Raw genomic sequence first — 26,506 nt, 5'->3', positions numbered from 1 at the left:
CCATGATTCAAGCCGTAGCCACTCACCCCCACGCGGGTCACGACGATCACGCGCATCATGACGATGGATCCAAGACCGTTTTCGGTTTCTGGGTCTATCTGATGAGCGACTTGCTGATCTTCTCGGTACTGTTCGCCACGTTCGCGGTGTTGTCCAACGCCACCGCGGGCGGCCCCACCGGCAAGGAACTTTTCGATCTGAAGTTCGTGCTGGTCGAAACGCTGTTGCTGTTGTTCTCCAGCTTCACCTTCGGCATGGCCAACCTGAACGTGCACGCCAACAACAAGAGCCGCGCCATGGGCTGGTTGATGGTGACGTTCCTGTTCGGCGCGGGCTTCATCGCGATGGAAGTCTATGAATTCCATCACCTGATCTCGATCGGCGCCGACCCCGGCCGCAGCGCTTACCTGTCGGCGTTCTTCACGCTGATCGGCACCCACGGCCTGCACGTCACCTTCGGCCTGATCTGGATCATCGTCCTGCTGGACATGATCCGCCGCCATGGCCTGGACTCGATCAACAAGCGCCGTCTGGCGTGCCTGAGCCTGTTCTGGCACTTCCTGGACATCGTCTGGATCTGCGTCTTCACCTTCGTCTATCTCATGGGAGCCCTCTGATGTCGCACTCCGCTGCGGCCGCACACGGCCACGACGACCACGCCGCCGACCACGGCAGCCTGAAGTCCTACATCATCGGTTTCGTACTCTCGCTGCTTCTCACCTTCGGCTCCTTCGGCCTGGTGATGAACGGCGGGCTGTCCCACGCCATCACCATCGCCGGCGTGGTGGCGCTGTGCGTGCTCCAGTTGCTGGTGCAACTGGTGTACTTCCTGCACATGGGCGCATCGAAGTCGGCCCGCGACAACCTGGCCACGTTCGTCTTCACCTTGATGATCATCTCCATCATCGTCGGCGGTTCGGCATGGGTGCTGTACAACATGAACGTCAACATGGGTCACGCCATGTAATGACGGCTCGCCGTTGAAGCAAAAAAGCAGGCGCCTTCGGGCGCCTGTTTTTTTTCCGGTGATCCTGCGATCGCGCCAGCCTTAACGCGCCGGCCGCACGTTCAGCGGCACATTGGCGCGCCGCGCCAGTTCGTTCGCGCTGACACCCACGAAAGGCTGCACCCGAGAACGCTGGTTCAGGTCACAGGCGGACGCCGCCTCGGCGCCGTCCAGCACCTGCCTCACGGCGCGCGCGCCGGCCGGTCCCTGCGGGCTGCCGTCCTGGCTCGATTGCCAGGCCAGCATGTCCGCCACCGCCGCGCCGCAGCGCCACGGCGTGCGGTACAGGCCGGCATCGTGCTCCAGCAACATCTTCACCTTGGCCTCCTGGCCCAACCTCAGCATGATGACCAGCGGCAAGGCGTCGGCGTCCGTCACGCCTTCGATGCGGATGCTTTGATCGGTGCGATCCGACGCATCGGCGCCCGCCTGCAGCCATTCCAGATACAGGTCGTCCGGCAGCCAGGGCAGGCTCAGCGGAGCAATGCGGTTGGCCAGCACGCCGGTCGCGTCGGACGCCACCGCCAACGGCACGCCAGCCGCCAGCAGGCGCGCGGCGGTGGCGCGCAGCCGGGTACGCAGCCCGTCCCATTGCGGGCCGTTCTGCTTGACCTCCGCGCGGATCTCGACCTGGTTCCACACGCCCAGCAGACTGGACAGCGGTTCCGGCGTCAGCGGCGCTTGCGGCTTGCCGGCGGCCTGCGCCAACTGGTCCACCAGCGCCGGCTGCATATAGCGCGCCGCCAGGCCCAGCGCTTCATTCAAGCCGTTGCGCTCCAGCGCCTTGCCCGCGCCATAGCCGCCCACGGCCGGGTCCGCGCCATGCGCCAGCGCGAAGCTGACCCGCTCGGGGATGGGATAGGCCACGCCAGGCGCCAGCTCGCCGCGGAGGGATTCGCGCAGGGCTTCCAGCAGTGGCGTTTCCCACATGGCGCGGTTGCCGTAAACCATGCGGACGTAGGCGGCGTTGATGTCCGCGCCCTTGGCCAGCAGCTTTTCGGCGTACCAGAAGTTCTTCGGGCTTTGCATGGCGGCGTGCAGCAGCGAGCGCCCGTTTTTCTCGCGGGCGTTCGGGTTGGCGCCCTTGTCCAGCAGATAGAGCAGGTTGTCCTTGTCGCCGCTGTAGTAGGAAATGCGCCGCATCAACAGCGGCGTGCCGCCGCTGTCCACGGCATCGACGGGCGCGCCCGCGGCGATCAAGGTATCGGCCAGTGCATAGCGCTCGGCGGCCGGGCGCGTGTCCCGGCCGTCGGGCAGCGCGCTGGCCAATAGCGGGTAGCCATTGTTGGACCCATCGGCCCTGGCGCCCGCCGCCAGCAGGATGCGCACGATCTCCAGCTGCTTGCGCGCTACCGCCGCGGCCAGCGCCGGCGTGCCGTTCTCGTTGACGCCATTGGGGTCTTGCCCGCGCGCCAGTTCGGCCTGTACCGCGGCCGCATCGCCGGCCTGGATCGCCTGGAAGATGGCCAGGCGCGGCCGGCAGGCGGCCTCGTCCAGGGCCGCGACGCCCAGCGCCGCCCCGATACGGTTGGCGATATTGCCCGGAATGGGCTCCTGCGCGGCCAGCCGACGCGAACAATACAAGCGGTAGTCCTCGCGCGCCAGCGCCTCGAAATAGCCGCGCTTGTCGCCTGCCCTTCCCGCCTGCTTCCAGCGCGCGTCGGCGCGGTTCAGATAGGCCGCCGTGCGCGCCGGATCGCGCCGCAGCACCTCGCCGAGGATGCGGTCGGCTTCCTGCATATCGCCCGACTCGGCCAGCCAGAAGCCATAGTCGTTCAAAGCGGTCAGCACTGCGGCATCCTTGCCCGCGGGGTCGATCTGACGATAGTCCTGCAGCATGACGAAGCGACGCAACGCCGCCAGGGCGCTGGCGAACTCGGCGGCTTTGGCGCGCGGGATGGCGCGCGCCGCCTGATGCAGGGCAAGAAACCCGGCCCGCGCGTCCACCGGCGCGCGCAGCTCGAAACGCACTTGCGCGGGGAACGCCTTCAAGCGGTTGGGATAGTCCAGCAGCGCCGGCCTCAACGCGGCCAGGATCGCGGCCTTGCCCGCCTCATCCCAGGGCTGGCTGCCGGTCACGACCGCAAGCGCGCCGTCCGCAGTCACCTCGTAGGCCACGCCCGCCCCGTCCACCAGAAAGCCGGCGGCGCGCGCGTCGCCCGCGTCGTTGTACGAATAACCCACCCAGTAATGCGTTTCCTCGTTGCGCGGCGTCCGGACGCTTATCCGTTCTTCGCGCGACGCGTTCCAGGAGCCCGGGTCCACCGCCAGCGGACCGGAACGGAATTCCAGCTTGAATTCCTTGCCCGTCTGGCGCAGGTAGCGGTACAGGTACAGCCGGTTCTCCACCTGGCCCACCAGCACCGCGTCCTTGACGTTCTCGGTGCCCCACACGCGCCTCTCGGGGTCCTGCAGCGGATAGCGCGACAGGCGGGCGGACTCGATGACGGCGCCGATGTCGGAGGCCAGTGCCGGCCGGGGCGTGGCGGCCAGGCCGGCCAGCGCCAGCGCGACGGCGCCGAACAGGCGGGAAACAGCAGGACGGGCGGAACGCGGCATGCGGAAGCTTCGGGGGACGGATAGGAAGGCGCCGATGATACGCGCCTTCCCACACAAGCCGCGCCGCTTATGCCGTAGGGCAAAGACGGCGGACAACTTTCGTTATATATTCAACGATATAACGCTTTCATTAACAGTTTAATTATTCTGCGTCCACGCTCCCAAGCCATGCATGCCGTTTCGATCGCCCCAGCAGCAGCCCCGGCTGACAACGCCGAACCCATCCTGCGGTTCGCCGGCGCGCTGCTGCGCCATGCGCCGCCCGGACATCCCGACGCGGGTTTCTTCGCCACCGTCATCGGCAAGAGCCTGGCCTGCGGCGGCCTGGGGCGCAGCGGCCTGTCGCCCCGGGAACTGGAAAGCCTGATCGCCCGCCTCTTCCCCGGCGCGCTGACCGGCCACGACCCAGCGCTGGCTACCTTGCGCGCGCAGGCCGCCATCTACCCGGCCCGCGGCATGGATGCGGCCCAGGCGGAGTTCACGCGCTTGCTGCGCGCCCTGCTGGACACCTGGGCTGCGCCCGGCGGCGCGGGCACCACAGCCTGGGTCACCAGCGTGCTGACGCACGCCTGTTTGCGGCCCGACCACCTGTGGCGGGACCTGGGCCTGTCCGGCCGCGAGGACGTGACTTTTCTGCTGGCGCGCCACTACCCGGGGCTGGTGGTGCGCAACGTGCGCAATCTACGGTGGAAGCAATTCCTGGCCTATTCCGCCTGTAAGCAGGCGGGCCTGCCGCCCGCCGCCGCGCCGGGCTGTCCGGCCTGCGAGGACCATGGCTTCTGCTATCCGGAAATGCCGGACTGAGCCGCCTCAAAACCGGTAGGTCGCGCCGACGCCCACGCCCAGGCTGCGCCCGGCGGCCGGCTCGTAGTAGCGTCCGTTGGTCTCGTTGACGATCACGGATCCGGCGTAATGGCGGTCGAACAGGTTGTCCACGCGCCCATAGGCGTTCAGTTCCCAGGCCCCCGCCTTGAGCACGTAGCCCGCACTCAATGCCGCAACGAAGTAACCCGGCGCATCGCCGTCGTTGGCGTCGTTCACGTAGACCTTGCTGAGGAAACGCCCTTCCACCGAGGCCTGCCAACCTTCGGACGGCGCCCAGGCCAGCGAGGCATAGGCGGCCTGCCGCGCGATGCCGGGAATCTTGTTGCCGGCGCGGATATCGCCCGGCCCGTCGTCGGCGTAGCGCGCATTCAGCCAGGTATAGGCCAGCTGCACGCGCCCATGCCGCGCGAATTCGCCGGACCAGCCCAGCTCCACGCCGTCGCGCCGCGTGCGGCCGGCGTTCTGATAAGTGGTCCGGCCGCCCGCGCTGCCCGCGGACACGATCTCGTCATCGGTGCCGGTATGGAACACCGCGGCCGTCAGCAAGCCGCCGCCCAGCCCCGCCTTCACCCCGGCCTCCAGGTTGGTGCTGAGGGCGGGCGCCAGGCCGAAGTTCAGGCCGGGCTGGCCGCCGGGGCGGTATGAGATCTCGTTGAGCGTCGGCGTCTCGAAGCCCCGGCCATACGAAGCGTAAAAGCTCAGCTCCGGATTCGGCGCATAGCGGATGGCCGCCACCGGCAAGGCCTTGCGATAGCGCGCATCGCCGCTGTCATCGGCATTGCCGGGCGCCAGGTAATGGTCGTTGGAATCGAAGCTGACGGTGCTGTAGCGCAGGCCCGCGTCCAGCGTCCAGCGCTGCGACACCTGCCAGGAGGCCTGCAAGTAGGGATCGGCGTTGTAGACCGTATTGGTCTCGTCGCGTCTGAGCGCGCCCTGCACGCCCAGTTGGCGGCTCGTGCCCTGGCCTGTGTAGTTTTGGTAGCCCTTGCGGTCCTCGCGCATGGAATCGTAGGAAAAACCGCCGATCAGGGTCAGCGGCCGGCCCGCCATCGTCTGCTCGGAGGTCCAGCGCAGGTCCGCCCCGCCGTACTGGCGCTTCAGATCGATGACGCCGCCGGCCTGGGTGGGCGCCAGCTGCGCGGCAGGGGGGATCGCCTGGTACTGCGTGGTATCGCGCTGGCCGTAATAGGCCATCAGGCGCAAGGTGTTGCGGCTGTCGACCTGGCGCTCGTAGATCACGCCGCCCTGGGTCTGCCTGACCGTCTTGCGGGTGTCGTACAGCTCGGCCACGGGCGCCGCGCGCGGGTCGTCCTGGAATTGCTGGTAGGTCAGCCCCAGCGGATCCTGCGCCTTGAGGTCCACGCTATTGGCCACGATGGTCAGCCGGCTGGCGTCGTCCAGTTGCAGGCCCAGCTTGGCATTGCCCAGGTTCTTGCGGGCCGCGCTGTGGTCACGATAGCCGTCGGCGGTGAAACGGGTCAGGTCCAGCACATAGTCCAGCCCGCCGGCCGCGCCGCTGGTTCCGCTCGCGCGCGCCCCATAGCGCCAGGTGCCGTAACTGCCGCCCCAGCCGCTGGCCGCGAGCAACGGCGGCTCCACGCCATCCTCGGTAAACACCTGGATCACGCCGCCCGAGGAATTGCCATACAAGGCCGAAAACGGGCCGCGCAGCACTTCGACGCGGCCGATGGAGCCTATGTCGATATTCGACGTCTGCCCCTGCCCGTCCGGCATGGTGGCCGGTATGCCGTCCACATACAGGCGTACGCCGCGCACGCCAAAGGTGGAGCGCGCGCCAAAGCCGCGGCTGGATATCTGCAGGTCCTGCGCGTAGTTCTGGCGGTTCTGGATCTGCAGGCCGGGCACGCCGGCCAGGCCTTCGGACAGGTTGATGCCCGGCTGGTTCAGGCGCATGGCCGCGCCTTCCACCACGTTCACCGAAGCGGGCGTGTCCAGCACTGACGTGCCCAGCCGCGTGCCCGTCACCACCACCGCGGGCAGCAGCGGTTCGGCCTCCTGCGCCCAGGCGGCTGCCGCCGGAAACGACGCCAGCAGGCCCTGCATGGCCCAGCGCCCCATGCCCGAACGCCACCACTCCTGTTCCGCCAAGCACGCCTCCTGTAGGGACCGCGGCGGGAATCGGTTCTAATACCCGCCATGGATAACTCGCAAGACATCGAACGCCGCCTGCTGGAGCTGGAGGTCAAGGCCAGCTTCTCCGACGATCTGCTGGAACAACTCAACCAGATCATCGTCCGCCAGCAACAGCAGATAGACCGACTGATGCGTGAAGTGGCCGACCTGCGCCAGCAAGCGCCCGAGGGCGCCGCCCCCTTCCGCAGCCTGCGCGACGAACTGCCGCCGCACTACTGAGCTGAGGCCGCCGCCCTAGCGGCTTTCCCCCTATCCGCTGCCGGATCTCATGGAATCGCCGATTTCCAGGCTTCTGTCCGCCTGGAACGCCTGCCATGCGTTCCACCAATGGAAAATATATCCCAAGAAAATAGCTATCTTTCCACTGGTGGGAATATCTTTTACCAATATACGGGTTTATCCCTAGTCCGATTCAGCGCACTATTGAGCCATCGGGAAACAGCAACGAACCAGACGGATAGGCCGCCGATTCGCTCCCAAAGCTCTTGAAATCGGAGATTTACCATGAAGACCCTTGCTACCGCTTTGATGATGTCCCTGGCCGCGCTAAGCGCCGGCGCCTACGCCGCCTCGCCCAACATCGAACCCAACAACGTGCCGTTCCAAGGCGTCTACGGCACCCCGTACGAAGGCCCGACCCGCGCCCAGGTGCAGGCCGAACTGGCTGCTGCCAAGGCGGCCGGCCAGATGGCCGAAGTGGAACCGAACAACGTCCCCTTCCAAGGCGTCTACGGCACGCCCCACACCGGCAAGACCCGCGCTGAAGTCCGCGCCGAACTGGCCGCCGCCCGCGCCGCCGGCCAGATGGCCGACGTGGAACCCAACAACGTGCCCTTCCAAGGCGTCTACCACGGCAACTGAGCGCACGCGGATTTACCCCTCCCCTTGTTGTACCTTGGCCGCCAGCATCTGGCGGCCTTTTTTCGTCTGTGCGGAAGGTGGCAACCGCGCTTCATGAAGCGCGGCTTTCATCATTGCCGTGCGGCCTCAAGGCAAAAACGGCCGATTTCAAGGACCGCGCAAGGCATTGTTCCATCCGTTCGCGTACTATCGCCCCAAGATCAGGCATAACACTACGACTCAACAGGGAGCCCATCTTGAAACACACCCGCGTTCTCGCCTCTTTGCTGATGGCTTGCGGCATCTCCGCGCCGGCCTTCGCCGCGCCTCCGGTGATGCTGAACAATGCCATCATCACGCAGATCCCCAAGGGCGATCAGCCCTCGTTCCACCAAGCCGTGGCGCAGTCGCTGAACAGTTCGGCCGACGGCCAGCGCACCCAATGGAGCAGCACGCACCAGCCCAAAAAGGCTCCGCCCATCACCGTGCAGCTGACCCCCACCCAGACCAGCAAGGTCAAGGACGACCGCGTCTGCCGCTTCCTGGTGGGCGATTTCGCCCGCGGCGCCACCACTGAAAAGTGGCAGTTCTGGTTCTGCAAACAGCCTGACGGCACCTGGAAGGCCAGCAGCAATTAAAAGGTCGTGCGGCGCTGAACCCCAGCGCCAGCTACAACTTCTGCGCCAGCGCAAAAAGCAACTTCTGCGCCAACGCAAGAAAAAGCGCGCCGCTCCATGATGGAGCGGCGCTTTTTTTTTTGTGCCGTGTCCGCGCGCGCCATGCAGGCGCGCGCAAGAACCGGATCAGGCCGAGGCTTCGGTCCGGTTGGCGTCCAGCACCGTCATCGCGGTCATGTTGATGATGCGGCGCACGGTGGAGCTGGAGGTCAGGATGTGCACCGGTGCGTTGGCGCCCAGCAGGAACGGCCCCACCGCCACGTTGCCGCCGGCAGCCGTCTTCAACAGGTTGTAGGCGATGTTGCCCGAGTCCACGTTCGGGCACACCAGCAGATTGGCCTGGCCCTTGAGCGAAGACGAGGGCAGGATGCGCATGCGCAAGGCTTCGTCCAGCGCGCAGTCGCCATGCATTTCGCCGTCGATCTCCAGGTCCGGCGCGGCCTGGCGCACCAGCTCCAGCGCGCGGCGCATCTTCGCGCCAGACGCCGAACTGCCCGAACCGAAGTTCGAACGCGACAGCAGCGCGACCTTGGGCGCCAGGTTCATGCGGGCCATTTCCTGCGCCGCCATCACCGTGAACTCGGCGATCTGCTCGGCCGAAGGCTCGTCATTGACATGCGTGTCCACCAGCACCACCGTGCGCTCGTTGAGCAGCAGGATGTTCATGGCGGCGTACACGTTGTGGCCGGGACGGCGGCCGATGACTTCGTCCACGAAGCGCAGGTGGTCGTGGTAAGCGCCCACCGTGCCGCAGACCATGCCGTCGGCGTCGCCCAGATGCACCATCATCGCGCCGATCAGGGTCAGGCGGCGGCGCATTTCCACGCGCGCCATTTCCTTGGTAATGCCGCGGCGGCACATCAGTTCCCAGTACGTAGTCCAGTACTGGTGGAAGCGCTCGTCGTATTCGGGGTTGGTGACTTCAACGTCTTCGCCCAGGCGCAGGCGCAGGCCGAACTTCTCGATGCGCGACAGCAGGACCGCGGGGCGGCCCACCAGGATGGGACGGGCCAGGCCTTCGTCCACGATCACCTGCACCGCGCGCAACACGCGCTCGTCTTCGCCTTCCGTGAACACGATGCGGGCTTTGCCGCCTTCGCGCACGATGCGCTTGGCCGCCGAGAACAGCGGCTTCATGAAGGCGCCCGAGTGGTACACGAACTGCTGCAGCTGCTCCGCGTAGGCCTCCAGGTCCGCCAGCGGACGCGTGGCCACGCCGCCTTCCATCGCGGCCTTGGCCACCGCCGGGGCGATGCGCACGATCAGGCGCGGATCGAAGGGCTTGGGAATCAGGTATTCGGGGCCGAACGAGATGTCATACGTGCCGTAGGCCGCGGCCACGACTTCGTTCTGTTCCTCTTCGGCCAGCTCGGCGATGGCGTACACCGCCGCCTTTTCCATCTCGCGGGTGATCGTGGTCGCGCCCACGTCCAATGCGCCGCGGAAAATGTAGGGGAAGCACAGCACGTTGTTGACCTGGTTCGGATAATCCGAACGGCCCGTGGCCATGACCACGTCGTCGCGCACCGATTGCGCCACTTCCGGCAGGATCTCGGGCGTGGGATTGGCCAGCGCCAGGATCAGCGGACGCGGACCCATCGCCGCGACCATCTCGGGCTTGAGCACGCCGCCGGCCGACAGGCCCAGGAACACGTCGGCGTCCGGGATCACCTCGGCCAGCTTGCGGGCGTCGGTCTTCTGCGCGAAGCGCGCCTTGTCCGGGTCCATCAGCGCGGTACGGCCTTCGTAGACCACGCCTTCGATGTCGGTGACCCAGATGTTTTCCAGCGGCAGGCCCAGGTCCACCATCAGGTCCAGGCAGGCCAGCGCGGCCGCGCCGGCGCCCGAGGTCACCACCTTGACCTGCTTGATGTCCTTGCCCACGACCTTCAGGCCGTTGATGAAGGCGGCCGAAACCGTAATGGCCGTGCCGTGCTGGTCGTCATGGAAGACGGGGATCTTCATGCGCTCGCGCAGCTTGCGCTCGACGGTGAAGCACTCCGGGGCCTTGATGTCTTCGAGGTTGATGCCGCCGAAAGTCGCTTCCAGGCCGGCAATGATCTCGACCAGCTTGTCCGGATCGGTCTCGTTGATCTCGATGTCGTACACGTCCAGGCCGGCGAACTTCTTGAACAACACCGCCTTGCCTTCCATCACCGGCTTGGAGGCCAGCGCGCCGATGTTGCCCAGACCCAGCACCGCGGTGCCGTTGGTGATCACGCCCACCAGGTTGCCGCGCGCCGTGTAGCGGTACACATTGGCCGGATCGGCCACGATTTCTTCGCAGGCTGCCGCCACGCCGGGCGAGTACGCCAGGGCCAGGTCGCGCTGGTTGACCAGCGGCTTGGACGCCACGACGGAGATCTTCCCCGGGGTGGGGAACTCGTGATAGTCCAGGGCGGCCTGGCGGTCCGATTGCGTATTCATGGGGCAGAGCCTCCTTGTCTTGATATAGGAAAAATTCTAGGCTTCAATACATAAGCAGATCATTCAACTTTGATATCGTTCCATAATCTTTACCTTATGCACCGCCTATGACAGCCTTTGATCCGGACCTCGTTATCCGGAAACTGACCTCGCGGCTGAAGATGCGCCACCTGGTGCTGCTGCTGCAGATCGAGCAGCACGGCTCGCTGACCCGGGTGGCCGAGCACATGGCCACCAGCCAGCCGGCCGTCACCAATGCCCTGGCCGAACTGGAAAGCATGTTCGACGTGCCCCTGTTCGAACGCTCGGTGCGCGGCATGACGCCCACGCCCCTGGGCGCGGTGGTGCTGGCGCGGGCCCGCGCCCTGGTCCACGACCTGGGGCACCTGGTCCAGGAAATGGAGGCGGTGGCGGCGGGCCATGCCGCCCATCTGCACATCGGCGTCATCCCCTTCGTCTCCGGACAGATGCTGTCGTCCGCCATCAGCCGCACGCTGCCCCAGGGCCGCCGGATCACCGCCACCATCCACGAAGGCCAGGGCCCGGCGCTGCTGCGCCAACTGCGCGACCACACGCTGGACCTGGTGGTGGGCTGGGCCACGCCTTCGGTGGACATGGACAATCTGGGCTTCGAGGTGCTCTACCACCAGCAGCCGCGCCTGATCGCCAGCCGGCGGCTGGCCGCCCGCCTGGGCCGCTCGCGGCTGGAATGGAACCGGCTGGCCGACCTGGACTGGATCCTGGGCACGCCGGACAGCCCGATCCGCGAACAGGTGTCCGAGATCTTCCTGCGTGCCGGCCTGGCGCCGCCCACCCCATCGGTGCAGAGCGATTCGTCCAAGCTGATCGGCGAAATGATCGTGGCCAGCGACCGTGCCGTCGCCATCCTGCCCGCCGACATCGCCGACGAGCTGGTGCGCATCGCCGGCGCGGCCATCGTGCCCTACTCCTTCGACTGGACCCTGCCGCCGATCGCGCTGTTCACCCGCGCCGGGGGCTTGCGCCGCAATGTCGACGCGCTGTTCGCCGCCGCGCTGCGCGAGGCCTATACCAAGGGTGCGCGCCCGTCCGCCTGAGCCGCGCGGCAGGAAAATTGCCAACAAATGCAAATACGCTCGCACTGCGGCGGCGCGCCCTCCTATACTTCCCGCGCCAAGCAACAAGCAGGAGGGCATGCAGTTTGTTCACACTTCCGCCTATCAACCCGGGCCGCGGCGCGATCGCCCTCCTCATCTTCGCCGCGCTTGCCGGATTGTCCGGCTGCAATTCGCTGCTGAACGAAGGCACGGGCGCGGCGGCCGGTATCGCCGGCACCGCCATCGCCAACAAGGTCACCGACAACGCCACCGTCGCCACCGGCATCGGCCTGGGCGTGCAGGCCGGCGCCAAAGCCGCGCTGGCCTACGCCCAACGCAAGACCCGCGGCGAAGAGCAGGACGCCATCGCCATGGCCGCCGGCCCGCTGGCGGTGGGCAAGGTGGCCAACTGGCAGGTCAAGCATCAGATCCCCATCGAAAGCGATGCGCAAGGCCAGGTCACGGTCAGCCGGCTGATCGGCGGCGTGAACCTGGAATGCAAGGAAGTGGTCTTCTCCATCGACACGCCAGCCGACAAGGCCGGCGCCGATCCGCTGCGCGAGTTCTACGTCACCACCGTCTGCCGCGACGGCGAGCACTGGCGCTGGGCCAGCGCCGAGCCTGCGACCGCCCGCTGGGGCTCCCTGCAGTGACGCGCGCCGCAAGCCTGCTGGCGCTGGCCGCCTGCCTGGGCCTGGCCGGCTGCCAGAGTTCCTCCATCGGCGGCGCGGCGGGCGCCGTGGTCGGCACCGTCAGCGGCGCGGCCACCGCCAATCCGGTGGCGGGCTACGCCATCGGCGTCACGGTGCAGGCGGCGGTGGATGCCACCGTGAAGTACGTGCTGCGCGAGTGGAAGAACGACCAGCAGAACGTCATGGCCAATGCGGCGGGCGCCCTGCCCATCGGCCAGGTGCGCCAGTGGGAAATCCGCCACGCGCTGCCGGTGGGCAGCGAGCGCGGCGGCATCCAGGTGGTGCGCGACATCGCCACGCCCTTGACCCACTGCCGCGAAGTGCTGTTCACGGTGGAACAGAAGGACGCGCCCGCGCCCGCCTACTCCAGCATGATCTGCCAGCAGCCGGGCGGCCAGTGGAAGTGGGCCGCGGCCGAACCGGCGGTGGCGCGCTGGAACGGGCTGCAATAGCCTGAGGGCGGGGCCGCCGGCCCTTGATTCGCCTGGGGCGAGCAGGCGATACTGCCCGCAAGTCCTCTTGCCCCTCCTACTCCCCATGACCTCAGGCCAGTTCGTCATGCAACGCAGCGCCCTCGCCGGCGTGCAGGCCGTGGCCGCGCATAGCCGGCATGCGTTCGCGCGCCACACGCACGAGCAATTCGGCATCGGCGTCATGCGCCAGGGCGCCCAGGTCTCGCACAGCGGCCGTGGCCAGGTCGAGGCCGGCCCCGGGCACGTCATCACGGTGAACCCCGGCGAAGTGCATGACGGCGCCCCCATCGGGGACGGCGGACGCGCTTGGCAGATGCTGTACCTGGACCCGGAAGTCGTGGCCCAGGCCGCGGCCGAGCTGGGCGCAAGCGGACGCGCCTACGAATTCGAACACCCCGCGCAGGACCGCCCGGCGCTGGCGCGCGATGTGCTGGCGCTGTATGCCCAGGCCACCGCCGGCACGGCGCCCCTGGCTTGCGAGGCGCTGCTGCTGCGCATCCTGGCGCAGGCGCGCGACCGCGACGCCGAACGTCTGGCCCGGCCTGCGCGCTCGGCTCCCGGCGCCATCCGCCATGCCCGCGCGCTGATCGACGACAACCCGGCGGCCGCGCTGTCGCTGGCCGACCTGGCCGCGGCCAGCGGCCTGAGCCGCTACCAGGTGCTGCGGGCCTTCGCCCGCGACACCGGTCTCACCCCGCACGCCTACCAGGTGCAGCGCCGCCTGCTGCTGGCGCGCAGCCTGATCCGGCAGGGCTCGGCCCTGGCCGATGCCGCGGCCGCGGTCGGCTTCGCCGACCAGAGCCACATGACCCGGCTGTTCGTGCGCGCCTACGGCGTATCGCCGCGGCGCTACGCGCTGGCGGCCGGCTGATCCCTGCAATTTCGTTCAAGACCCGGCCGCGACCGGGCGCTTAGCCTGTGCGCCTTGCTCTCACAGAGGCGTGGATCGGGTCATGAACAGTCGGACGCGGGGCTATTGCTATCTGGCGGCCGCCATGGCGCTGGTAGGCAGCACGGTGGCCGCCAGCAAGATCATCGGCACGGGCTTGCCGCCCTTCACGGCGACCGCCCTGCGCTTCGCCATTGCCCTGCCCTGCTTTGCGTTGCTAATGGCGTTGACCGGCGCGCGCCTGCCGCGGCTTGAGCCGCGCGACTGGCTGCTGCTGGCCGTCCAGGCCATCGCTGGCAGCGTCGGCTACACCGCGCTGCTGATCGCGGGCCTGCAGCGTGCATCGGCGGTGGACGGCGGCATCATCCTGGGCACCTTGCCCCTGGTTTCGGCCGCCATCGCCATCCTGCTGCTGGGCGAACGCCCGGGCAAGGCGACGCTGGTCGCCATCGTCGCGGCGGCCTTCGGCGTCTGGCTGATGATGCGTCATTCGGCCGGCGCCGGCGGTGCGCGTTCGCTGGCGGGCAACGCGCTGATCCTGGGCGCGGTGCTGTGCGAGGGGCTGTTCATCCTGTTGAACAAGCGGCTGCGCCAGCCAGTGGCGCCGCTGGCGCTGTCCACGCTGATGACGGGCTTTGGCCTGGCGTTCTCGGCCGCGGCCAGCGTGGCGGAAGCGCCCTGGAACCTGAGCCTGTCCGCGCCGGCCATGGCGGCAGTGGCGTATTACGCGCTGCTGCCCACGGTGGGCGGCTTCCTGCTCTGGTATGCGGGCGCGGCCCGCGTCAACGGCGCCGAGGCCGCCTTGTTCACGGCGCTGGCGCCGGTGTCGGCAGTGGCGCTGGCCGCCGGACTGCTGGGCGAGTCCCTGGCCCCCGCGCAGTTGGCGGGCATGGCTTGCGTGCTGGGCGCGGTGCTGGCACTAGGCTGGTCGGGGGTCCACTCGCGCGGCAAAGCGCTACGCACCGGGCCTGCAGCCTCTGGCGGGTGCAGCCCGCACAGGCCCTAGCCGCGGCTGAACGCCAGCGCGAACTCGTCGGAAAAGATGTCCGCCAGCGAGCGCCGCAACGCGGCCGCGCGCTCGGCGCCATAAGCCGCCTCGAAGCGGCGCTGCGCGTCTTTCCACAGGCGCTTGGACTCCGCCAGCTTGGCGCGTCCCGCGTCCGTCAGCGCCACGCGGCGACTGCGGCCGTCGAAAGGATCGCGCGACATCTGCACATAGCCGTCGCGCTCCAGCGGCTTGAGGTTGTGCGCCAGCGCCGACCGGTCCAGCACCATGATGCGCGCCAGGTCCGTCATGGACGGCGTGCCCGCGCGCGCGATGTGCACCAGGATGGAATGCTGCGACACCTTCAGGCCGCAGGGCGCCAGCACCGTGTCGTACAGCTGCGATACGCGCCGGGTCGCCTTGCGCAGCGCCGCGCCGTTGCAGACCAGCGGATCGGGCGTAATGGAGGCGGCGGGAGCGGAGGGCTGTTCGTCGGACATGACAGGCGCAAGAAGTGGAGGACGGGGAGGACGGGGAGGATTCAACGCTACCGCCGGCTTGGGTTCCAAGTCTAGCCCAATCTTGACTTTTATTGGCATATGCACGTAAATATCCAGACGCCATCCACGGGTTCCTCCCTATGTCCGCGCCTTTGCCGCCTCGTCCCGCCAACGCGCGCTTGCAGGCCATGCTGCATGCGCCCATCGCGCCCACGCTGGCGCGCCTGGCATGGCCGAACATCCTCATGATGCTGGCGCAGTCCTCCACTGGCCTGATCGAGACCTGGTTCCTGGCGCGCCTGGGCACGCCGGTGCTGGCGGGCGTGGCGCTGGTGGTGCCGGTGTTGATGCTGATGCAGAACATGTCGCAGGGCGCGATGGGCGGCGGCATCTCGGCCGCGGTGGCCAGGTCGCTGGGCGGCGGCCGGCAACGCGAGGCAGACCAACTGGTGCTGCACGCCGTGGTGCTCAACGGATTGCTGGGGCTGGCGTTTTGCGTGGTGCTGCTGCTTGGCGGTCCATGGCTCTACCGCAAGCTGGGCGCAGAAGGAGAGGCGCTCGAGGCGGCCCTGGCCTACTCCGACGTCATCTTCGGCGGCATCGTCCTGATGTGGCTGATGAACGCGTTCGCCAGCGCCATCCGCGGCACCGGCAACATGCTGGTGCCCGGCGCCGTGATCTGCGGCGGCGCCCTGCTGCTGATCCCGCTTTCGCCCTGCCTGATTTTCGGCTGGGGGCCTTTTCCCGCGCTGGGCGTGGCCGGCGGCGGCTGGGCGCTGGTGATCTACTACGCCCTGGGCGCGCTGATCCTGGGCCTGTATTGCGCCAGCGGACGCAATGCGGCGCGGCTGGTGCCCAGCCGCCTGTATCCGGGCCTGATGCGCAACATCCTCAGCGTGGGCGCGCTGGCCACCATCAACCCGTTCCTGACCAACGCCCTGGTCGCGCTGACGGCGGCACTGGTCGGCGCCTACGCCGGCACCGCAGCGGTCGCCGGCTACGGCATCGCCGTGCGCCTGGAGTACCTGCTGATGCCCATCGCCTTCGGGCTGGGCGCGCCCATGGTGGCAATGGTGGGATCCAACATCGGGGCGGGCCAGCCCGAACGCGCGCAGCGCATCGCCCTGACCGGCGGCGCCATGGCCTTTGTGCTGGCCGAAGCCATCGGGCTGGCGGCTGCATTCTTTCCCGAGGCCTGGCTGCGGCTGTTCGGCGCGCAGGACCATATGCTGGAGGCCGGCGCCAGCTACCTGCGCACCGTCGGCCCGGTCTATGGCTTCTTTGCGCTGGGATTCTCCATGTACTTCGCCTCGCAAGGCGCCGGCCGCCTGAAATGGCCGCTGATCGCGGGGTTCCTGCGCCTGCTGCTCGGCATCGGCGCCGGCGCCATCGCCTTGCGCCTGACGGGATCGCTGAGCCTGTTCTTCGCGATCGCCGCGCTGGCGATGTGCGTCTATGGCCTGCTCATCCTGGGCGCCGTCGCGTCGGGCTCCTGGTTCGACCGCCCCGCCCAGGGCTGGCGCCGGCTGTTCGCGCGCTCCTAGCGCCCTATCGCGCAGGCGCGTCCCGCAGCGCGTATTCCACCAGCGCCGCCGCATAGGCCGGCAGCGTCTCGCGCACGCACAGCACCAGGTCGCGCCTGGCCCAGTCGTCGGCCAAGGCCACGCGCCGCACGCCCGCGGCCCGGCCGTAGCGCGCCGCGGCGACGCGCGGCACGATGGCCACGCCCACGCCCTGCCCCACCATCCGGCACACGGCGTCGAAGCTGCGCAGCCGCACGCGGTACGACAAGGCCTTGCCGCCGCGGCGCGCATGATGCGCAATGTGTTCCTGCAAGGCGCTGCCTTCGACCAGCCCGACGAATTCCTGGTCGGCCACGTCGGCCAGCAGCACCGCCTGGCGGCCGGCCAGCGCGTGGTCCGGCGGCACGATCAGCGTCAAGGGATCGTGGCGGAAGACCTGCGTGCGCAGGCCGTGCAGGTCGGCCGTATCGGCCAGTACGCCGATATCGCAAGTGCCTGCCCGCAACGCGTCGGCGATCTCGTGGCTCAGGCGTTCCTCCAGGTCCACCGAGACGCGGGGATGGTCCTTGAGAAACGCGCCCAGCACCGGCGGCAGGTATTCGCTCAATGCCGTGGTGTTGCACAGCACGCGCACCAGCCCCTTCAGCCCCAGGCCGTAATGGTCCAGTTCACCGCGCATGCGGTCCATCTGCGCCAGCACCACGCGCGCGTGGTGCGCCAGCGTGCGGCCCGCGGGCGTGGGTTCGACCCCGCGCGGCTCGCGCAGCAGCAGCGGCACGCCCAGCGTGTCCTCCATGCCGCGGATGCGTTCGCTGGCCGACGCCAGCGTCATGTGGGTGCGCCTGGCCCCCGCGGTGATGGAGCCGGTTTCCTGCACGTTGAGGAACAGCCGCAGATCGGTGAGATCGAATCGCATGCGAAAAGCGTAGCACGCCGACCCTCAGGCCGTGCCATAGGATAGCTATGCGAGATCCCGATACAGGATCCATGGCGTGGAAGATGACAATGAAGTCCCAGCCCTTTCGATCCGGGGAAATTCCATGAAGACCTTCAAACCGCGATGCGCGCAGGCCCATTGGGCCGCCCCCGCCCTACTCGCCCTGATTCTGCAAGGCTCAGGCCTGGCCGAAGCCGGCAGCCTGGACCCGCACACCACGCCGGCGCAGAAATATGCCCTGGCGCTGGAGGCCCAGACCCAGGGCGACTATGCCGCCATGGAGCAGTGGCTGCGCGCCGCCGCCCGCGACGGCCATGCGCCCGCCCAGCGCATGCTGGGCATCGCCCTGCTCGGCGGCCCCGCGCTGTACGGGGAGTCCCTGCGCGCTGATTTGTGCGAAGGACGGCGGTGGCTGCTGCGCGCCGCGCGCCAGGATGGCGCGGGCGCGGACGACGTCGCCTACGCCCTGTTCGGCCGTCCACGCGAGGGGCTGACCGCCCGCTGCGAGCCCGCATGACGTTCCCGGATCTGCTTCCCGGCGGCACGCCCGCGCTGCTCGCCGTCACCGTGTCGGTGTTCATCCTGGCCGGCGTGGTCAAGGGCGTGGTCGGCCTGGGGCTGCCCACGATCTCCATGGCCATGCTGGCGCTGGTCATGGCGCCGGCGCAGGCCGCGGCGTTGCTGATCGTGCCGTCCCTCATCACCAATCTGTGGCAGGCCCGGCCATGGACCACGTTGCCCCAGGTGCTGCGCCGCATCGGCGCCATGCAGGCAGGCATCTGCGCAGGCACGATAGGCGGCGCGCTGTGGCTGGGCCCGCCGTCGGGGCACTGGGCCAGCGTCTGCCTGGGACTGGCGCTGGTGGCCTACGCCGCCTGGGGCCTGTTCGGCTCGCCGCCCAGGGCGCCGCAACGCCATCGGGGGCTGGCCGGCGCGGCGGTGGGCGCAGCGACCGGCGTCATCACCGCCGCCACGGGCGTGTTCGTGATCCCCGCCGTGCCCTATCTGCAGGCCCTGAACCTGGGCCGGGACGGGCTGATCCAGGCCATGGGCATCTCGTTCACGGTGTCCACCCTGGCCCTGGCGCTAGGCCTGGCGCTCACTGGCGGCTACACGCCCGAGGCCGCCGGCGCGTCCGTGCTGATGTTGCTGCCCGCGCTGGCCGGCATGGCGCTGGGGACCTGGCTGCGCGGCAGGATGTCGGCACAGGCCTTCAAGCGCTGCTTCATGGTGAGCCTGGCGCTCTTGGGCGCCTACCAGGCGGTGCAGGGCTGGACCGCCTGAGCCCGACCGTCAGGCCGCCATCCGCCTTTCGTCGACGCAGCCGATGGACACGGACATCTCGCGCCAGCGCGCCAATTCCTGCTGCACCGACTGGATCTTGGCGCGCGCCTGGTCGAAGGCGTCGCGCCCCAGGAACAGGTGCAGGGGCGCGTACTGCGCCTGCGCCGCATTGATCAGCGTGCGCGCCATTTTGGCCGGATCGCCGTCCGCGTCGCCCGCCTGCGCATGGCGCGCCGCCCGTTCGGGCGCTTGCTCGCCGTCCGCGGCGCGCAGCGCGCCCGGGTACACCAGCGACACCCGGATGCCGAACGGCGCGACCTCGGCGGCCAGCGCTTCGGTCAGGCCGCTGACGGCGAACTTGGCCGCGCTATAGGCGCCCCAATCGGCCCGGCCGCCGTCAAAGCCCAGGATGGACGAGATATTGAACACATGGCCGCTGCGCTGCGCGCGCATGCGCGGCAAGGCCGCGCGGATCACGTTCAGCGTGGCGAACACATTGATGTCGAACGTGCCGCGCAGGTCCTGGTCCGGCAGGCTGTCCAGCGCGCCGCGCAGGCCATGGCCCGCGTTGTTCACCACCACGTCGAGGCCGCCGAAGGCGGTCACCGTGGCATCCACCGCGCGCTGCACCTTGCGCTCATCGGCCAGGTTCACCGTCAGGGGCAGGAACTGCCCCTCCAGCTTGGCGCCTACCGCATCCAGCAGCGCATCGCCGTCCTGCGACGTCGCAGCCACCTTGTGGCCCAAGTCCAGCAGCATCTTCACCAGGACCAGGCCCAGCCCTGTGGATGCGTCCGTCACCAACCAGATTTTTTCGGTATTCATGCGATTCCCTTCCCTTGCGTGCGCTGCCGGCAACGCGCCCGGCAGCGTGGCGGAACCAGCGTATCCGCAATGGACACGCCGCCCCGACCCTGGAAGAGATGGTAAGAATCGCGAGCCTGCGCGTACAGGCTCGTTCTTGCTTGAATCCTGCCTATTCCTGCAACGGTGTGTTCCGCGCGCTCAGCCCAGCGCGCTGCGGTAGTGCTCGCTGTCGAATGCAGGCGCGCTTGCCGCCTGCGGCGCGGCGGACGGTTCCAGCGCCGCGCCCGGCGTCTCGACGCCGAAGAGAGAGAGTTCCGCATTGACCAATGCCAGTATGAAATTTGCCATGATGACTCCTAGGATTTCGCGTCCGGACCGGCGCGGGCCGCGCAGGTCTTATAGAGGACATGGGTGCCATGGTGCTGGCCTGGCCGCGCGCCGTCCATTTGCTTTACTCAATGGCGCCGATTGACGGGATGCAAGCCGGGAGACGTCCGGGCCTGGAATGACGGATAATTCGGGGTGTTTGCCGCGCCGCCGCGGGAAACGGCACTTTTCTTGGGCCTTGCGCCCACCTGCATTCGGAGTCAGTCATGCATCGCGGTATCGAGGCGATCGAAAAATTCATGGAATCCGTCGGCCTGGCCTGGCGCCCCGGCTCGACCGCGCGCGCCGAACTCAAAGTCAGCTACCGCATCGGCAACACCCGGCCGCTGGGCATAGACCGCACGCTGGTCGAGTTCCACTGCGATGCCAAACGCGCCAAGGTCTGGGTGCCTGAATTCTCGCGCACCAGCTTTCATCAATGGTTCGAAGTGCCCTTCCAGGACTTCGAATACACCCCGGGCGGCTCGATGCTGAAAATCAAGGCCCCGGCGCGCGGCAACGCCCCGCCGTACAGCGTGGGCATCAAGCCGCTGGCCTGAGCCCTATCGCTGCCGCCCGCGGCGGCAGCGTCCATTACAGCTGCTTGTACATGATCGTGGTGCCGTCCAGCTTGGCGGCATCATGCGGATCGCGGCTGAAACCCGGTATCACTCCCACGGTCTGGTAGCCCCGCGACGCATACAGCGGCTCGGCGCTATCGCCCGTGCGCGTGTCCAGCGTGATCAGGCTGCGGCCTAATCGCACCGCCATGGCTTCCGTCTCGGCCAGCAAGGCGCGGGCGATGCCGCGGCGGCGGAAATCCGGATGCACCAGCAGCTTGCGCACCTCGGCGCGGTGCGGCTGATTGGGCGGCGTGTCCCAATCCAGCTGCACCGATCCCGCGATGCGCCCTTCCTGCCGCGCCACCCACAGCGCCGACTTGCCGCCGGCGATCGCCGGCACCACCTTGGCGCGCCAGAAGGCCTGCGCCTCCTCGGACGAGTACGGCAGCACGAAGCTGACGCTGGCTCCGCCCTGCACGCAGGCGCGCAGCAATTCGGCCAGTTCGGGCACGAGGGCGTCGGCGGCGTGGGCCGACAACAGGATCAATTCAGGATTCGGATGGGACATGATGGACTCAGACGATGAAGAGCAGGTAGCGGGCGCCGCAATGCGGCGGGGTTGAAAATTCGCTTGCGCCGAACAGCTGGTAGCGCAGGCAATCGCCCTGGGACAGACGATGCGCCTGCCCATCGACGGTGATGGCCAATTCGCCTTCCAGCATCAGCAGATGGTGTTCCAGCCCCGCCCTGGGCGAACGTTCATAGGCAATGCGCGCGCCAGCCTCCAGCTCGCACGCCAGCACCTCGCCCGCCAGTTGCTGCGCGGGCGGCGACACAGAGCGGCGGCGAAAGCCGGCGCTGCCGTCCACCCACACGGCCTGCGCCTGCTGCGGCACCAGCGGCACGAAGTCGTCTTCGACCATGAGCATCAGGCGCGACATGGTCAGGCCATAAGCCGAACAGAGCTTGCCCAGCGCGCTGGCGGTCGGACTGACCTCGGCGTTTTCCAGGCGGGACAAGGTGGCGCGGCTAAGACCGGCGCGGGCGGCCAGCTCATCCAGGGACCAGCCGCGCTCCTGGCGCAGCGCCTTGAGCCGGCCGGCGATGCGCCGGTCCAGATCGGCTTCGGGTGTCGTGTTATTTTCCATATTAGAGAATTTCTCTCAAATACGGAAAATCGTCAAGCCCTCCCGGGGAAAACGGCCAGCCAGACAGGCCCGAACCCAGTCCGTTCCGCGATTTCGGCACAATACGGGTCATGCACTTGGCCAAACCCCTGATCATGACCGCCCTCTGCCTGAGCTTTCTGAGCGGCTGCGGCTTGCCCCCCCAGGACAACCGCAGCGTGTCCCACGCCCTGACGCCCGAGGCGTCTCTGGACACACCCCTGGGCCGCGCCATCGCGCCGCTGGCCGCCGAACATCCCGGCAAATCCGGCATCCACCCCCTGCCCGACGCCTACGATGCCTTCGCCGCCCGCATGCTGCTGGCGCGCGCCGCCGAGCGCAGCCTGGATGTGCAGTACTACATCTGGCACAAGGACATGACGGGCACCATGCTGCTGGAGGCCCTGCACGTAGCCGCCGACCGCGGCGTGCGCGTGCGGCTGCTGCTGGACGACAACGGCACCTCCGGGCTGGACCAGGAACTCTCCGCGCTCGATGCGCACCCGAACATCGAGGTGCGGCTGTACAACCCCTTCGTGCTGCGCTGGCCCAAATCCCTGGGCTACGTGACGGACTTCAGCCGCCTGAACCGCCGCATGCACAACAAGTCCTTCACCGCCGACAACCAGGCCACCATCATCGGCGGCCGCAACATCGGCGACGAATACTTCGGCGCGGCCAGCGGCGTGCTCTTCACCGACCTGGACGTGCTGGCCCTCGGCGCCGCGGTCAACGACGTATCGGCGGACTTCGACCGCTACTGGGCCAGCGACTCGGCCTACCCGGTGGACCGGTTGCTGAAGAAGACCGGCTCCGGCGAGCTGGACGAGCTGGAACAGGCCGCCGCCCAGGTCGAGCGCTCTCCCGAAGCCGCCGCCTACGCCGACGCCATGCGCAAGCTGCCTTTCATCCAGCAACTGCTGCGCGGCGAGCTGACGCTGGAATGGGCCGACACGCGCATGGTCAGCGACGATCCGCGCAAGACACTGGGCACCGCGCCGCCCGAAGCGATGCTGCCGCACCAGCTGCATGAAATCATCGGCACGCCCGCCATCGATCTGGAACTGGTGTCGCCCTATTTCGTGCCCACCGCAGTAGGAACCGAGTCCTTTGCCCAGATGGCGCGTAGCGGCGTCAAGGTCAAGGTGCTGACCAATGCGCTGGAAGCCACCGACGTCGCCGTGGTGCACTCCGGCTACGCCAAGCGCCGCAAAGACCTGCTGGCCAGCGGCGTGGAGCTCTACGAAATGAAGCGCATGGGCGCCGAGGTCGAGCGCAACAAAAGCATGGGCCCGTTCGGCAGCTCGGGCTCCAGCCTGCACGCCAAGACCTTTGCCGTCGACGGCAGGCGCATCTTCGTCGGCTCCTTCAACTTCGATCCGCGCTCGGCCAAGCTCAACACCGAACTGGGCTTCGTCATAGACAGCCCCACGCTGGCGCGCCATATCGCCGACGCTTTCGAGAAGGACATCCCCAAGTCCGCCTACCGTGTCTGCCTGGACGACAAGGGCCAGCTCTACTGGCTGGAACAGCGCAACGGCGACACCATCCGCCACGACACCGAACCCGGCACCACGCTGTGGCAACGCCTGTCGGTATGGTTCGTGTCGCTGTTGCCGCTGGAACCCCTGCTGTAGGCCGACATGGCTTCGAACCTGGACCTGTTCGGCAACGATGGCGCCGCGCAAGACGGACGCGTCACGCTGGGCGCGCAGGCCGTGGTGCTGCGCGGCTATGCCCTGCCGGTGATGGACGCCCTGCTCGCCGGAGTTGACACCGTGACCGCGCAAGCGCCCTTCCGGCATATGGAAACGCCAGGCGGCTACACCATGTCGGTGGCGCTGACCAATTGCGGGCAACTGGGCTGGACCAGCGACGCGCGCGGCTACCGCTACGCGCGCATCGATCCGCTCTCCGGCCAGCCCTGGCCCGACATGCCCGGGGCCTTTCTGCAGTTGGCGCAAGCCGCCGCGGCCGAAGCCGGTTTTCCCGGCTTCGAGCCGGACGCCTGCCTGGTCAACCGCTATGAACCTGGCTCACGCCTGTCGCTGCACCAGGACAAAAACGAACGCGACTACGGCGCGCCCATCGTGTCCGTGTCCCTGGGCATGCCCGCCATGTTCCTCTTCGGCGGCGAGCAGCGCGCGGACAAGGCCAGCCGCACGCCGCTGTTCCACGGCGATGTGGTCGTGTGGGGCGGCGTCGACCGGCTGCGCTACCACGGCATCATGCCCATCAAAGACCTGCCGCATCCGCGCCTGGGCAGCCTGCGCATCAACTTCACCATCCGCCGCGCCGGCTGAGCCGCCGCCGCGGCATGAGGGTTCCCCGCGTCTGGCCGGCCGCAAGCGGCGGCTCTACTATTGCGCACCCCTCATGCTCCGCCCACCGGATTCCCATGCGCACACGCACCGCCCTGGCTTTGCTCTGCACCCTCGTATCGGCGCCATCCTGGTCGGCTGAACCGCCCGCCCTGATCGAAAATTCACTCGGCATGACCTTTGTCCGCGTACCGGCCGGCACCTTCCAGATGGGCAGCGACGAAGCGCCCGAGGCGCTGGCGCGCGCCTATCCGCTCTATCCGCCGGACCGCTACGCCCAGCTGTCCGACGAAGCGCCCGTGCATGCCGTGCGCATCACCCGCCCGTTCTACCTGGAGCGCACGGAAGTCACCGTGGGCCAGTTCCGCCGCTTCATCGAAGCGTCGGGCTACGTGCCGGAATCGGAGGCCGACGGCACCGGCGGCTATGGCTACAACCCGCAATACGACCCCGACAAGTCCGCGAGCGGCGACGCCTTCGAAGGGCGCGACCGCCGCTATTCCTGGCGCAACCCCGGCTTTGCGCAGGGCGACGACCACCCCGTCGTCAACATCAGCTGGAACGACGCCACGGCGCTGGCACGCTGGCTGACCCAGACAGAGGGCAAGGTCTACCGCCTGCCCACCGAAGCCGAATGGGAATACGCCTGCCGTGCCGGCACGCGCACCCGCTACCAGAATGGCGACGATCCCGCCGCCATGCCCGACATCGGCAACGGCTTCGACGCGGACGCGGCGCCGCTCTGGCCGAAATGGCAGGCGCACGCCTCCGCCCGCCCCGACGGCCACGCCTTCACTGCGCCGGTCGGCAGCTACGCGCCCAATGCCTTCGGCCTCTACGACATGCACGGCAATGCCTGGGAATGGGTCGCGGACTGGTACGGCGAGGACTACTACGCGCATTCGCCAGTGGACGATCCGCAAGGCCCCGCCAGCGGCAATGTGCGCGTGCGGCGCGGCGGCTCCTGGCATACCTGGGCGCTGTACACGCGCGCTTCCTACCGCAACTGGAACACGCAGGAAACGCGCTATCCGCTGGTGGGCTTGCGGCTGCTGCGGGAGGCGGATTGAGGCAGGGCCTCGGCAGGCCGGGACCGGGCCTAGAATAGCTGCAAGCACGATCTCCACGGACTCCCCCATGCCGCCCGCCACACTGAAACAGGACTGGATACTGCGCGCCGCGCCCTCGGGCCAGTTGGAGCGCATCGAGGCCTATTTCGGCGGCCACGGCTACGGCATGCACCGCCACGACACCTATGCCATCGGCCGCACGCTGGCGGGCGTGCAGAGCTTCCATTACCGCCGCGGGCTGCGGCACAGCCTGCCCGGCGGCACCATCGTGCTGCATCCCGACGAAGTCCACGACGGCCAGGCCGGCACCGAGGCCGGTTTCCACTACCGCATGATCTATGTGGAGCCTGCGCTCATCCAGCAGATCCTGGGCGGACGGCAGCTGCCGTTCATCCCGGGCGGCATCTCGGCCGATCCGCGGCTGTACGCCGCCAGCGCCAGCCTGCTGCAGGACACGCATGACCCAATCGACCCGCTGCAGGAAGACGACGCGCTGTACGAGCTGAGCCATGCCCTGTGCGCCGCGGCCGGCGGCAAGCCCGTGCGCCGCAGCGCCGACTACGCCGCCGCCGAACGCGCGCGCCAGTACATCCACGCCTCGCTCGAACAGTCCATCACCCTGGAACAGCTGTCAGCGGCCGCGTGCACGGACCGCTGGAGCCTGTCACGCGACTTCCGCGCGCTGTTCGGCACCAGTCCCTACCGCTACGTGATGCTGCGCCGCCTCGACCAGGCGCGGCGCCTGATCGCCGCGGGCATGCCGCTGGCGCAGGCGGCGGCCGCGTCGGGCTTTACCGACCAGAGCCACCTGACGCGCCGCCACGTCCAGACCTACGGCATGGCTCCCGACCGCTGGCGCCGCATGCTGCGCCGCTGAGCCGCCGGCCCGCGCAAAGCTGCTCGATCGTACAAGACGGCGCCGGCGCCGCCTTCTATCCTGGGGCTTGCTCAACCCTGCCCGTAGGCCGTCCCATGCCCGATATCCGTCCCATCAACTTTGCCGGCAAGCTGGCGCTGTTTTCCGAACACTGGATGCCCAAGGTCGTCGCCGAAATGAACGACTACCAGTTCAAGCTGGTGAAGATCCAGGGCGAATTCGTGTGGCACAGTCACGCCGACACCGACGAAACCTTCATCGTCATCGAGGGCCGATTGCGCATCGAGCTGCGCGACGGCCACATCGACCTCGGCCCTGGCGAAATGGCCGTGGTCCCCAAGGGCGTGGAGCACAAGCCCTGTGCGCCCGAAGAAGTCAAAATGCTGCTGATCGAGCCGCGCGGCGTGCGCAACACCGGCGACCAGGGCGGCGGGCGCAGCGCCCCCAACGACGTCTGGATCTGAGCCGGCCGCCATCTGCTAAGGTGAA

Annotated in this window: 29 protein-coding genes; 20 read left to right on the top strand and 9 right to left on the bottom strand. The window is 68.2% G+C overall.

Annotated features, from left to right (window positions below; translation table 11 throughout):
• Window positions 1-2 precede the first annotated feature (2 nt).
• Complete coding sequence (gene cyoC / locus FOC84_RS19595; protein ID WP_173145897.1) at window positions 3-617, top strand: cytochrome o ubiquinol oxidase subunit III; 615 nt, start codon at window positions 3-5, stop codon at window positions 615-617.
• The gene (gene cyoD, locus FOC84_RS19590) at window positions 617-967 is read left to right on the top strand and encodes a cytochrome o ubiquinol oxidase subunit IV (protein WP_173145896.1); all 351 of its coding nucleotides are present in this window, start codon (window positions 617-619) and stop codon (window positions 965-967) included. The genes cyoC and cyoD overlap by 1 nt, the downstream gene beginning before the upstream one ends.
• An 81-nt stretch (window positions 968-1,048) precedes the next feature.
• On the opposite strand, the gene FOC84_RS19585 is transcribed toward cyoD, so the two are convergent.
• Entirely contained in the window at window positions 1,049-3,565 is a 2,517-nt protein-coding gene (locus FOC84_RS19585; protein ID WP_173145895.1) for an ankyrin repeat domain-containing protein, read from the bottom strand.
• A gap of 168 nt (window positions 3,566-3,733) precedes the next feature.
• On the opposite strand from FOC84_RS19585, the gene FOC84_RS19580 reads away from it, so the two are divergent.
• Complete coding sequence (locus tag FOC84_RS19580) at window positions 3,734-4,369, top strand: nitrogen fixation protein NifQ (protein WP_173145894.1); 636 nt, start codon at window positions 3,734-3,736, stop codon at window positions 4,367-4,369.
• 6 nt (window positions 4,370-4,375) lie between these two features.
• Here the strand turns inward: FOC84_RS19580 and FOC84_RS19575 are convergent, their stop codons facing one another.
• A complete protein-coding gene (locus FOC84_RS19575; protein WP_173150274.1) occupies window positions 4,376-6,469 on the bottom strand; it encodes a TonB-dependent receptor in 2,094 nt (697 codons plus the stop codon).
• A 78-nt stretch (window positions 6,470-6,547) separates the two neighbouring features.
• Between FOC84_RS19575 and FOC84_RS19570 the strand changes: the two genes are divergently transcribed.
• The 3 genes from FOC84_RS19570 to FOC84_RS19560 all read left to right on the top strand — a co-directional run bounded on the left by FOC84_RS19570 (window position 6,548) and on the right by FOC84_RS19560 (window position 8,022).
• Window positions 6,548-6,763, top strand: coding sequence for a SlyX family protein (locus FOC84_RS19570; RefSeq protein WP_173145893.1), 216 nt, complete (start codon window positions 6,548-6,550; stop codon window positions 6,761-6,763).
• A gap of 285 nt (window positions 6,764-7,048) precedes the next feature.
• Entirely contained in the window at window positions 7,049-7,405 is a 357-nt protein-coding gene (locus FOC84_RS19565) for a DUF4148 domain-containing protein (protein WP_054451663.1), read from the top strand.
• Window positions 7,406-7,641: 236 nt separating this feature from the next.
• Entirely contained in the window at window positions 7,642-8,022 is a 381-nt protein-coding gene (locus FOC84_RS19560; protein ID WP_173145892.1) for a hypothetical protein, read from the top strand.
• Between the two features lie 165 nt (window positions 8,023-8,187).
• Here FOC84_RS19560 and FOC84_RS19555 read toward each other — a convergent pair whose 3' ends face one another.
• Window positions 8,188-10,488, bottom strand: a complete 2,301-nt coding sequence (locus FOC84_RS19555; protein WP_173145891.1) for an NADP-dependent malic enzyme — start codon at window positions 10,486-10,488, stop codon at window positions 8,188-8,190.
• A 107-nt stretch (window positions 10,489-10,595) separates the two neighbouring features.
• On the opposite strand from FOC84_RS19555, the gene FOC84_RS19550 reads away from it, so the two are divergent.
• The 5 genes from FOC84_RS19550 to FOC84_RS19530 all read left to right on the top strand — a co-directional run bounded on the left by FOC84_RS19550 (window position 10,596) and on the right by FOC84_RS19530 (window position 14,624).
• Window positions 10,596-11,564, top strand: a complete 969-nt coding sequence (locus FOC84_RS19550) for a LysR substrate-binding domain-containing protein (RefSeq protein WP_173145890.1) — start codon at window positions 10,596-10,598, stop codon at window positions 11,562-11,564.
• A 104-nt stretch (window positions 11,565-11,668) separates the two neighbouring features.
• On the top strand, window positions 11,669-12,217 hold the full coding sequence (locus tag FOC84_RS19545) for a hypothetical protein (protein WP_173145889.1): 549 nt from the start codon (window positions 11,669-11,671) through the stop codon (window positions 12,215-12,217).
• Complete coding sequence (locus FOC84_RS19540) at window positions 12,214-12,708, top strand: hypothetical protein (protein WP_173145888.1); 495 nt, start codon at window positions 12,214-12,216, stop codon at window positions 12,706-12,708. The genes FOC84_RS19545 and FOC84_RS19540 overlap by 4 nt, the downstream gene beginning before the upstream one ends.
• Before the next feature lie 85 nt (window positions 12,709-12,793).
• On the top strand, window positions 12,794-13,600 hold the full coding sequence (locus FOC84_RS19535) for an AraC family transcriptional regulator (RefSeq protein ID WP_173150272.1): 807 nt from the start codon (window positions 12,794-12,796) through the stop codon (window positions 13,598-13,600).
• A gap of 82 nt (window positions 13,601-13,682) precedes the next feature.
• Complete coding sequence (locus FOC84_RS19530; RefSeq protein ID WP_173145887.1) at window positions 13,683-14,624, top strand: DMT family transporter; 942 nt, start codon at window positions 13,683-13,685, stop codon at window positions 14,622-14,624.
• Here the strand turns inward: FOC84_RS19530 and FOC84_RS19525 are convergent.
• On the bottom strand, window positions 14,621-15,103 hold the full coding sequence (locus tag FOC84_RS19525) for a MarR family winged helix-turn-helix transcriptional regulator (protein ID WP_173145886.1): 483 nt from the start codon (window positions 15,101-15,103) through the stop codon (window positions 14,621-14,623). The genes FOC84_RS19530 and FOC84_RS19525 overlap by 4 nt on opposite strands.
• Window positions 15,104-15,243: 140 nt before the next feature.
• Here FOC84_RS19525 and FOC84_RS19520 point away from each other — a divergent pair, with 140 nt between their 5' ends.
• Window positions 15,244-16,647: an MATE family efflux transporter gene (locus FOC84_RS19520; protein ID WP_173145885.1), complete on the top strand. Its 1,404-nt coding sequence runs from the start codon at window positions 15,244-15,246 to the stop codon at window positions 16,645-16,647.
• Window positions 16,648-16,651: 4 nt separating this feature from the next.
• Here the strand turns inward: FOC84_RS19520 and FOC84_RS19515 are convergent, their stop codons facing one another.
• Window positions 16,652-17,542, bottom strand: a complete 891-nt coding sequence (locus FOC84_RS19515; RefSeq protein ID WP_173145884.1) for a LysR family transcriptional regulator — start codon at window positions 17,540-17,542, stop codon at window positions 16,652-16,654.
• 124 nt (window positions 17,543-17,666) lie between these two features.
• Here FOC84_RS19515 and FOC84_RS19510 point away from each other — a divergent pair, with 124 nt between their 5' ends.
• Together FOC84_RS19510 and FOC84_RS19505 are read left to right on the top strand one after the other, a co-directional pair.
• On the top strand, window positions 17,667-18,080 hold the full coding sequence (locus FOC84_RS19510; RefSeq protein ID WP_173145883.1) for a sel1 repeat family protein: 414 nt from the start codon (window positions 17,667-17,669) through the stop codon (window positions 18,078-18,080).
• Complete coding sequence (locus FOC84_RS19505; protein WP_173145882.1) at window positions 18,077-18,847, top strand: sulfite exporter TauE/SafE family protein; 771 nt, start codon at window positions 18,077-18,079, stop codon at window positions 18,845-18,847. The genes FOC84_RS19510 and FOC84_RS19505 overlap by 4 nt, the downstream gene beginning before the upstream one ends.
• Before the next feature lie 9 nt (window positions 18,848-18,856).
• Here the strand turns inward: FOC84_RS19505 and FOC84_RS19500 are convergent, their stop codons facing one another.
• Together FOC84_RS19500 and FOC84_RS19495 are read right to left on the bottom strand one after the other, a co-directional pair.
• A complete protein-coding gene (locus tag FOC84_RS19500; RefSeq protein ID WP_173145881.1) occupies window positions 18,857-19,672 on the bottom strand; it encodes an SDR family NAD(P)-dependent oxidoreductase in 816 nt (271 codons plus the stop codon).
• A gap of 180 nt (window positions 19,673-19,852) precedes the next feature.
• Window positions 19,853-20,002: a hypothetical protein gene (locus FOC84_RS19495; RefSeq protein ID WP_173145880.1), complete on the bottom strand. Its 150-nt coding sequence runs from the start codon at window positions 20,000-20,002 to the stop codon at window positions 19,853-19,855.
• 245 nt (window positions 20,003-20,247) lie between these two features.
• Here FOC84_RS19495 and FOC84_RS19490 point away from each other — a divergent pair, with 245 nt between their 5' ends.
• Window positions 20,248-20,580 (top strand): hypothetical protein, encoded by a 333-nt coding sequence (locus FOC84_RS19490; RefSeq protein ID WP_173145879.1) that lies wholly within the window; start codon window positions 20,248-20,250, stop codon window positions 20,578-20,580.
• A 34-nt stretch (window positions 20,581-20,614) separates the two neighbouring features.
• Here the strand turns inward: FOC84_RS19490 and FOC84_RS19485 are convergent, their stop codons facing one another.
• Together FOC84_RS19485 and FOC84_RS19480 are read right to left on the bottom strand one after the other, a co-directional pair.
• A complete protein-coding gene (locus FOC84_RS19485; RefSeq protein WP_173145878.1) occupies window positions 20,615-21,151 on the bottom strand; it encodes a GNAT family N-acetyltransferase in 537 nt (178 codons plus the stop codon).
• A 7-nt stretch (window positions 21,152-21,158) separates the two neighbouring features.
• The gene (locus FOC84_RS19480) at window positions 21,159-21,731 is read right to left on the bottom strand and encodes a helix-turn-helix domain-containing protein (protein ID WP_173145877.1); all 573 of its coding nucleotides are present in this window, start codon (window positions 21,729-21,731) and stop codon (window positions 21,159-21,161) included.
• A 110-nt stretch (window positions 21,732-21,841) separates the two neighbouring features.
• Between FOC84_RS19480 and FOC84_RS19475 the strand changes: the two genes are divergently transcribed.
• From FOC84_RS19475 to FOC84_RS19455, 5 genes are all read left to right on the top strand, one after another.
• A complete protein-coding gene (locus tag FOC84_RS19475) occupies window positions 21,842-23,386 on the top strand; it encodes a phospholipase D family protein (RefSeq protein ID WP_254241711.1) in 1,545 nt (514 codons plus the stop codon).
• Between the two features lie 6 nt (window positions 23,387-23,392).
• Window positions 23,393-24,052: a DNA oxidative demethylase AlkB gene (alkB, locus tag FOC84_RS19470; protein ID WP_173145876.1), complete on the top strand. Its 660-nt coding sequence runs from the start codon at window positions 23,393-23,395 to the stop codon at window positions 24,050-24,052.
• Between the two features lie 95 nt (window positions 24,053-24,147).
• On the top strand, window positions 24,148-25,140 hold the full coding sequence (locus tag FOC84_RS19465; RefSeq protein WP_173145875.1) for a formylglycine-generating enzyme family protein: 993 nt from the start codon (window positions 24,148-24,150) through the stop codon (window positions 25,138-25,140).
• A 67-nt stretch (window positions 25,141-25,207) separates the two neighbouring features.
• Complete coding sequence (locus FOC84_RS19460; protein WP_173145874.1) at window positions 25,208-26,017, top strand: AraC family transcriptional regulator; 810 nt, start codon at window positions 25,208-25,210, stop codon at window positions 26,015-26,017.
• Window positions 26,018-26,112: 95 nt separating this feature from the next.
• The gene (locus tag FOC84_RS19455; protein WP_173145873.1) at window positions 26,113-26,481 is read left to right on the top strand and encodes a cupin domain-containing protein; all 369 of its coding nucleotides are present in this window, start codon (window positions 26,113-26,115) and stop codon (window positions 26,479-26,481) included.
• The last annotated feature ends 25 nt before the right edge of the window (window positions 26,482-26,506 follow it).

This window comes from Achromobacter pestifer (genome assembly GCF_013267355.1).
Lineage (GTDB): Bacteria > Pseudomonadota > Gammaproteobacteria > Burkholderiales > Burkholderiaceae_B > Achromobacter > Achromobacter pestifer_A.
Note: the sequence above shows the minus strand (reverse complement) of the source record. Positions and strands in the feature narration are given on the sequence as shown.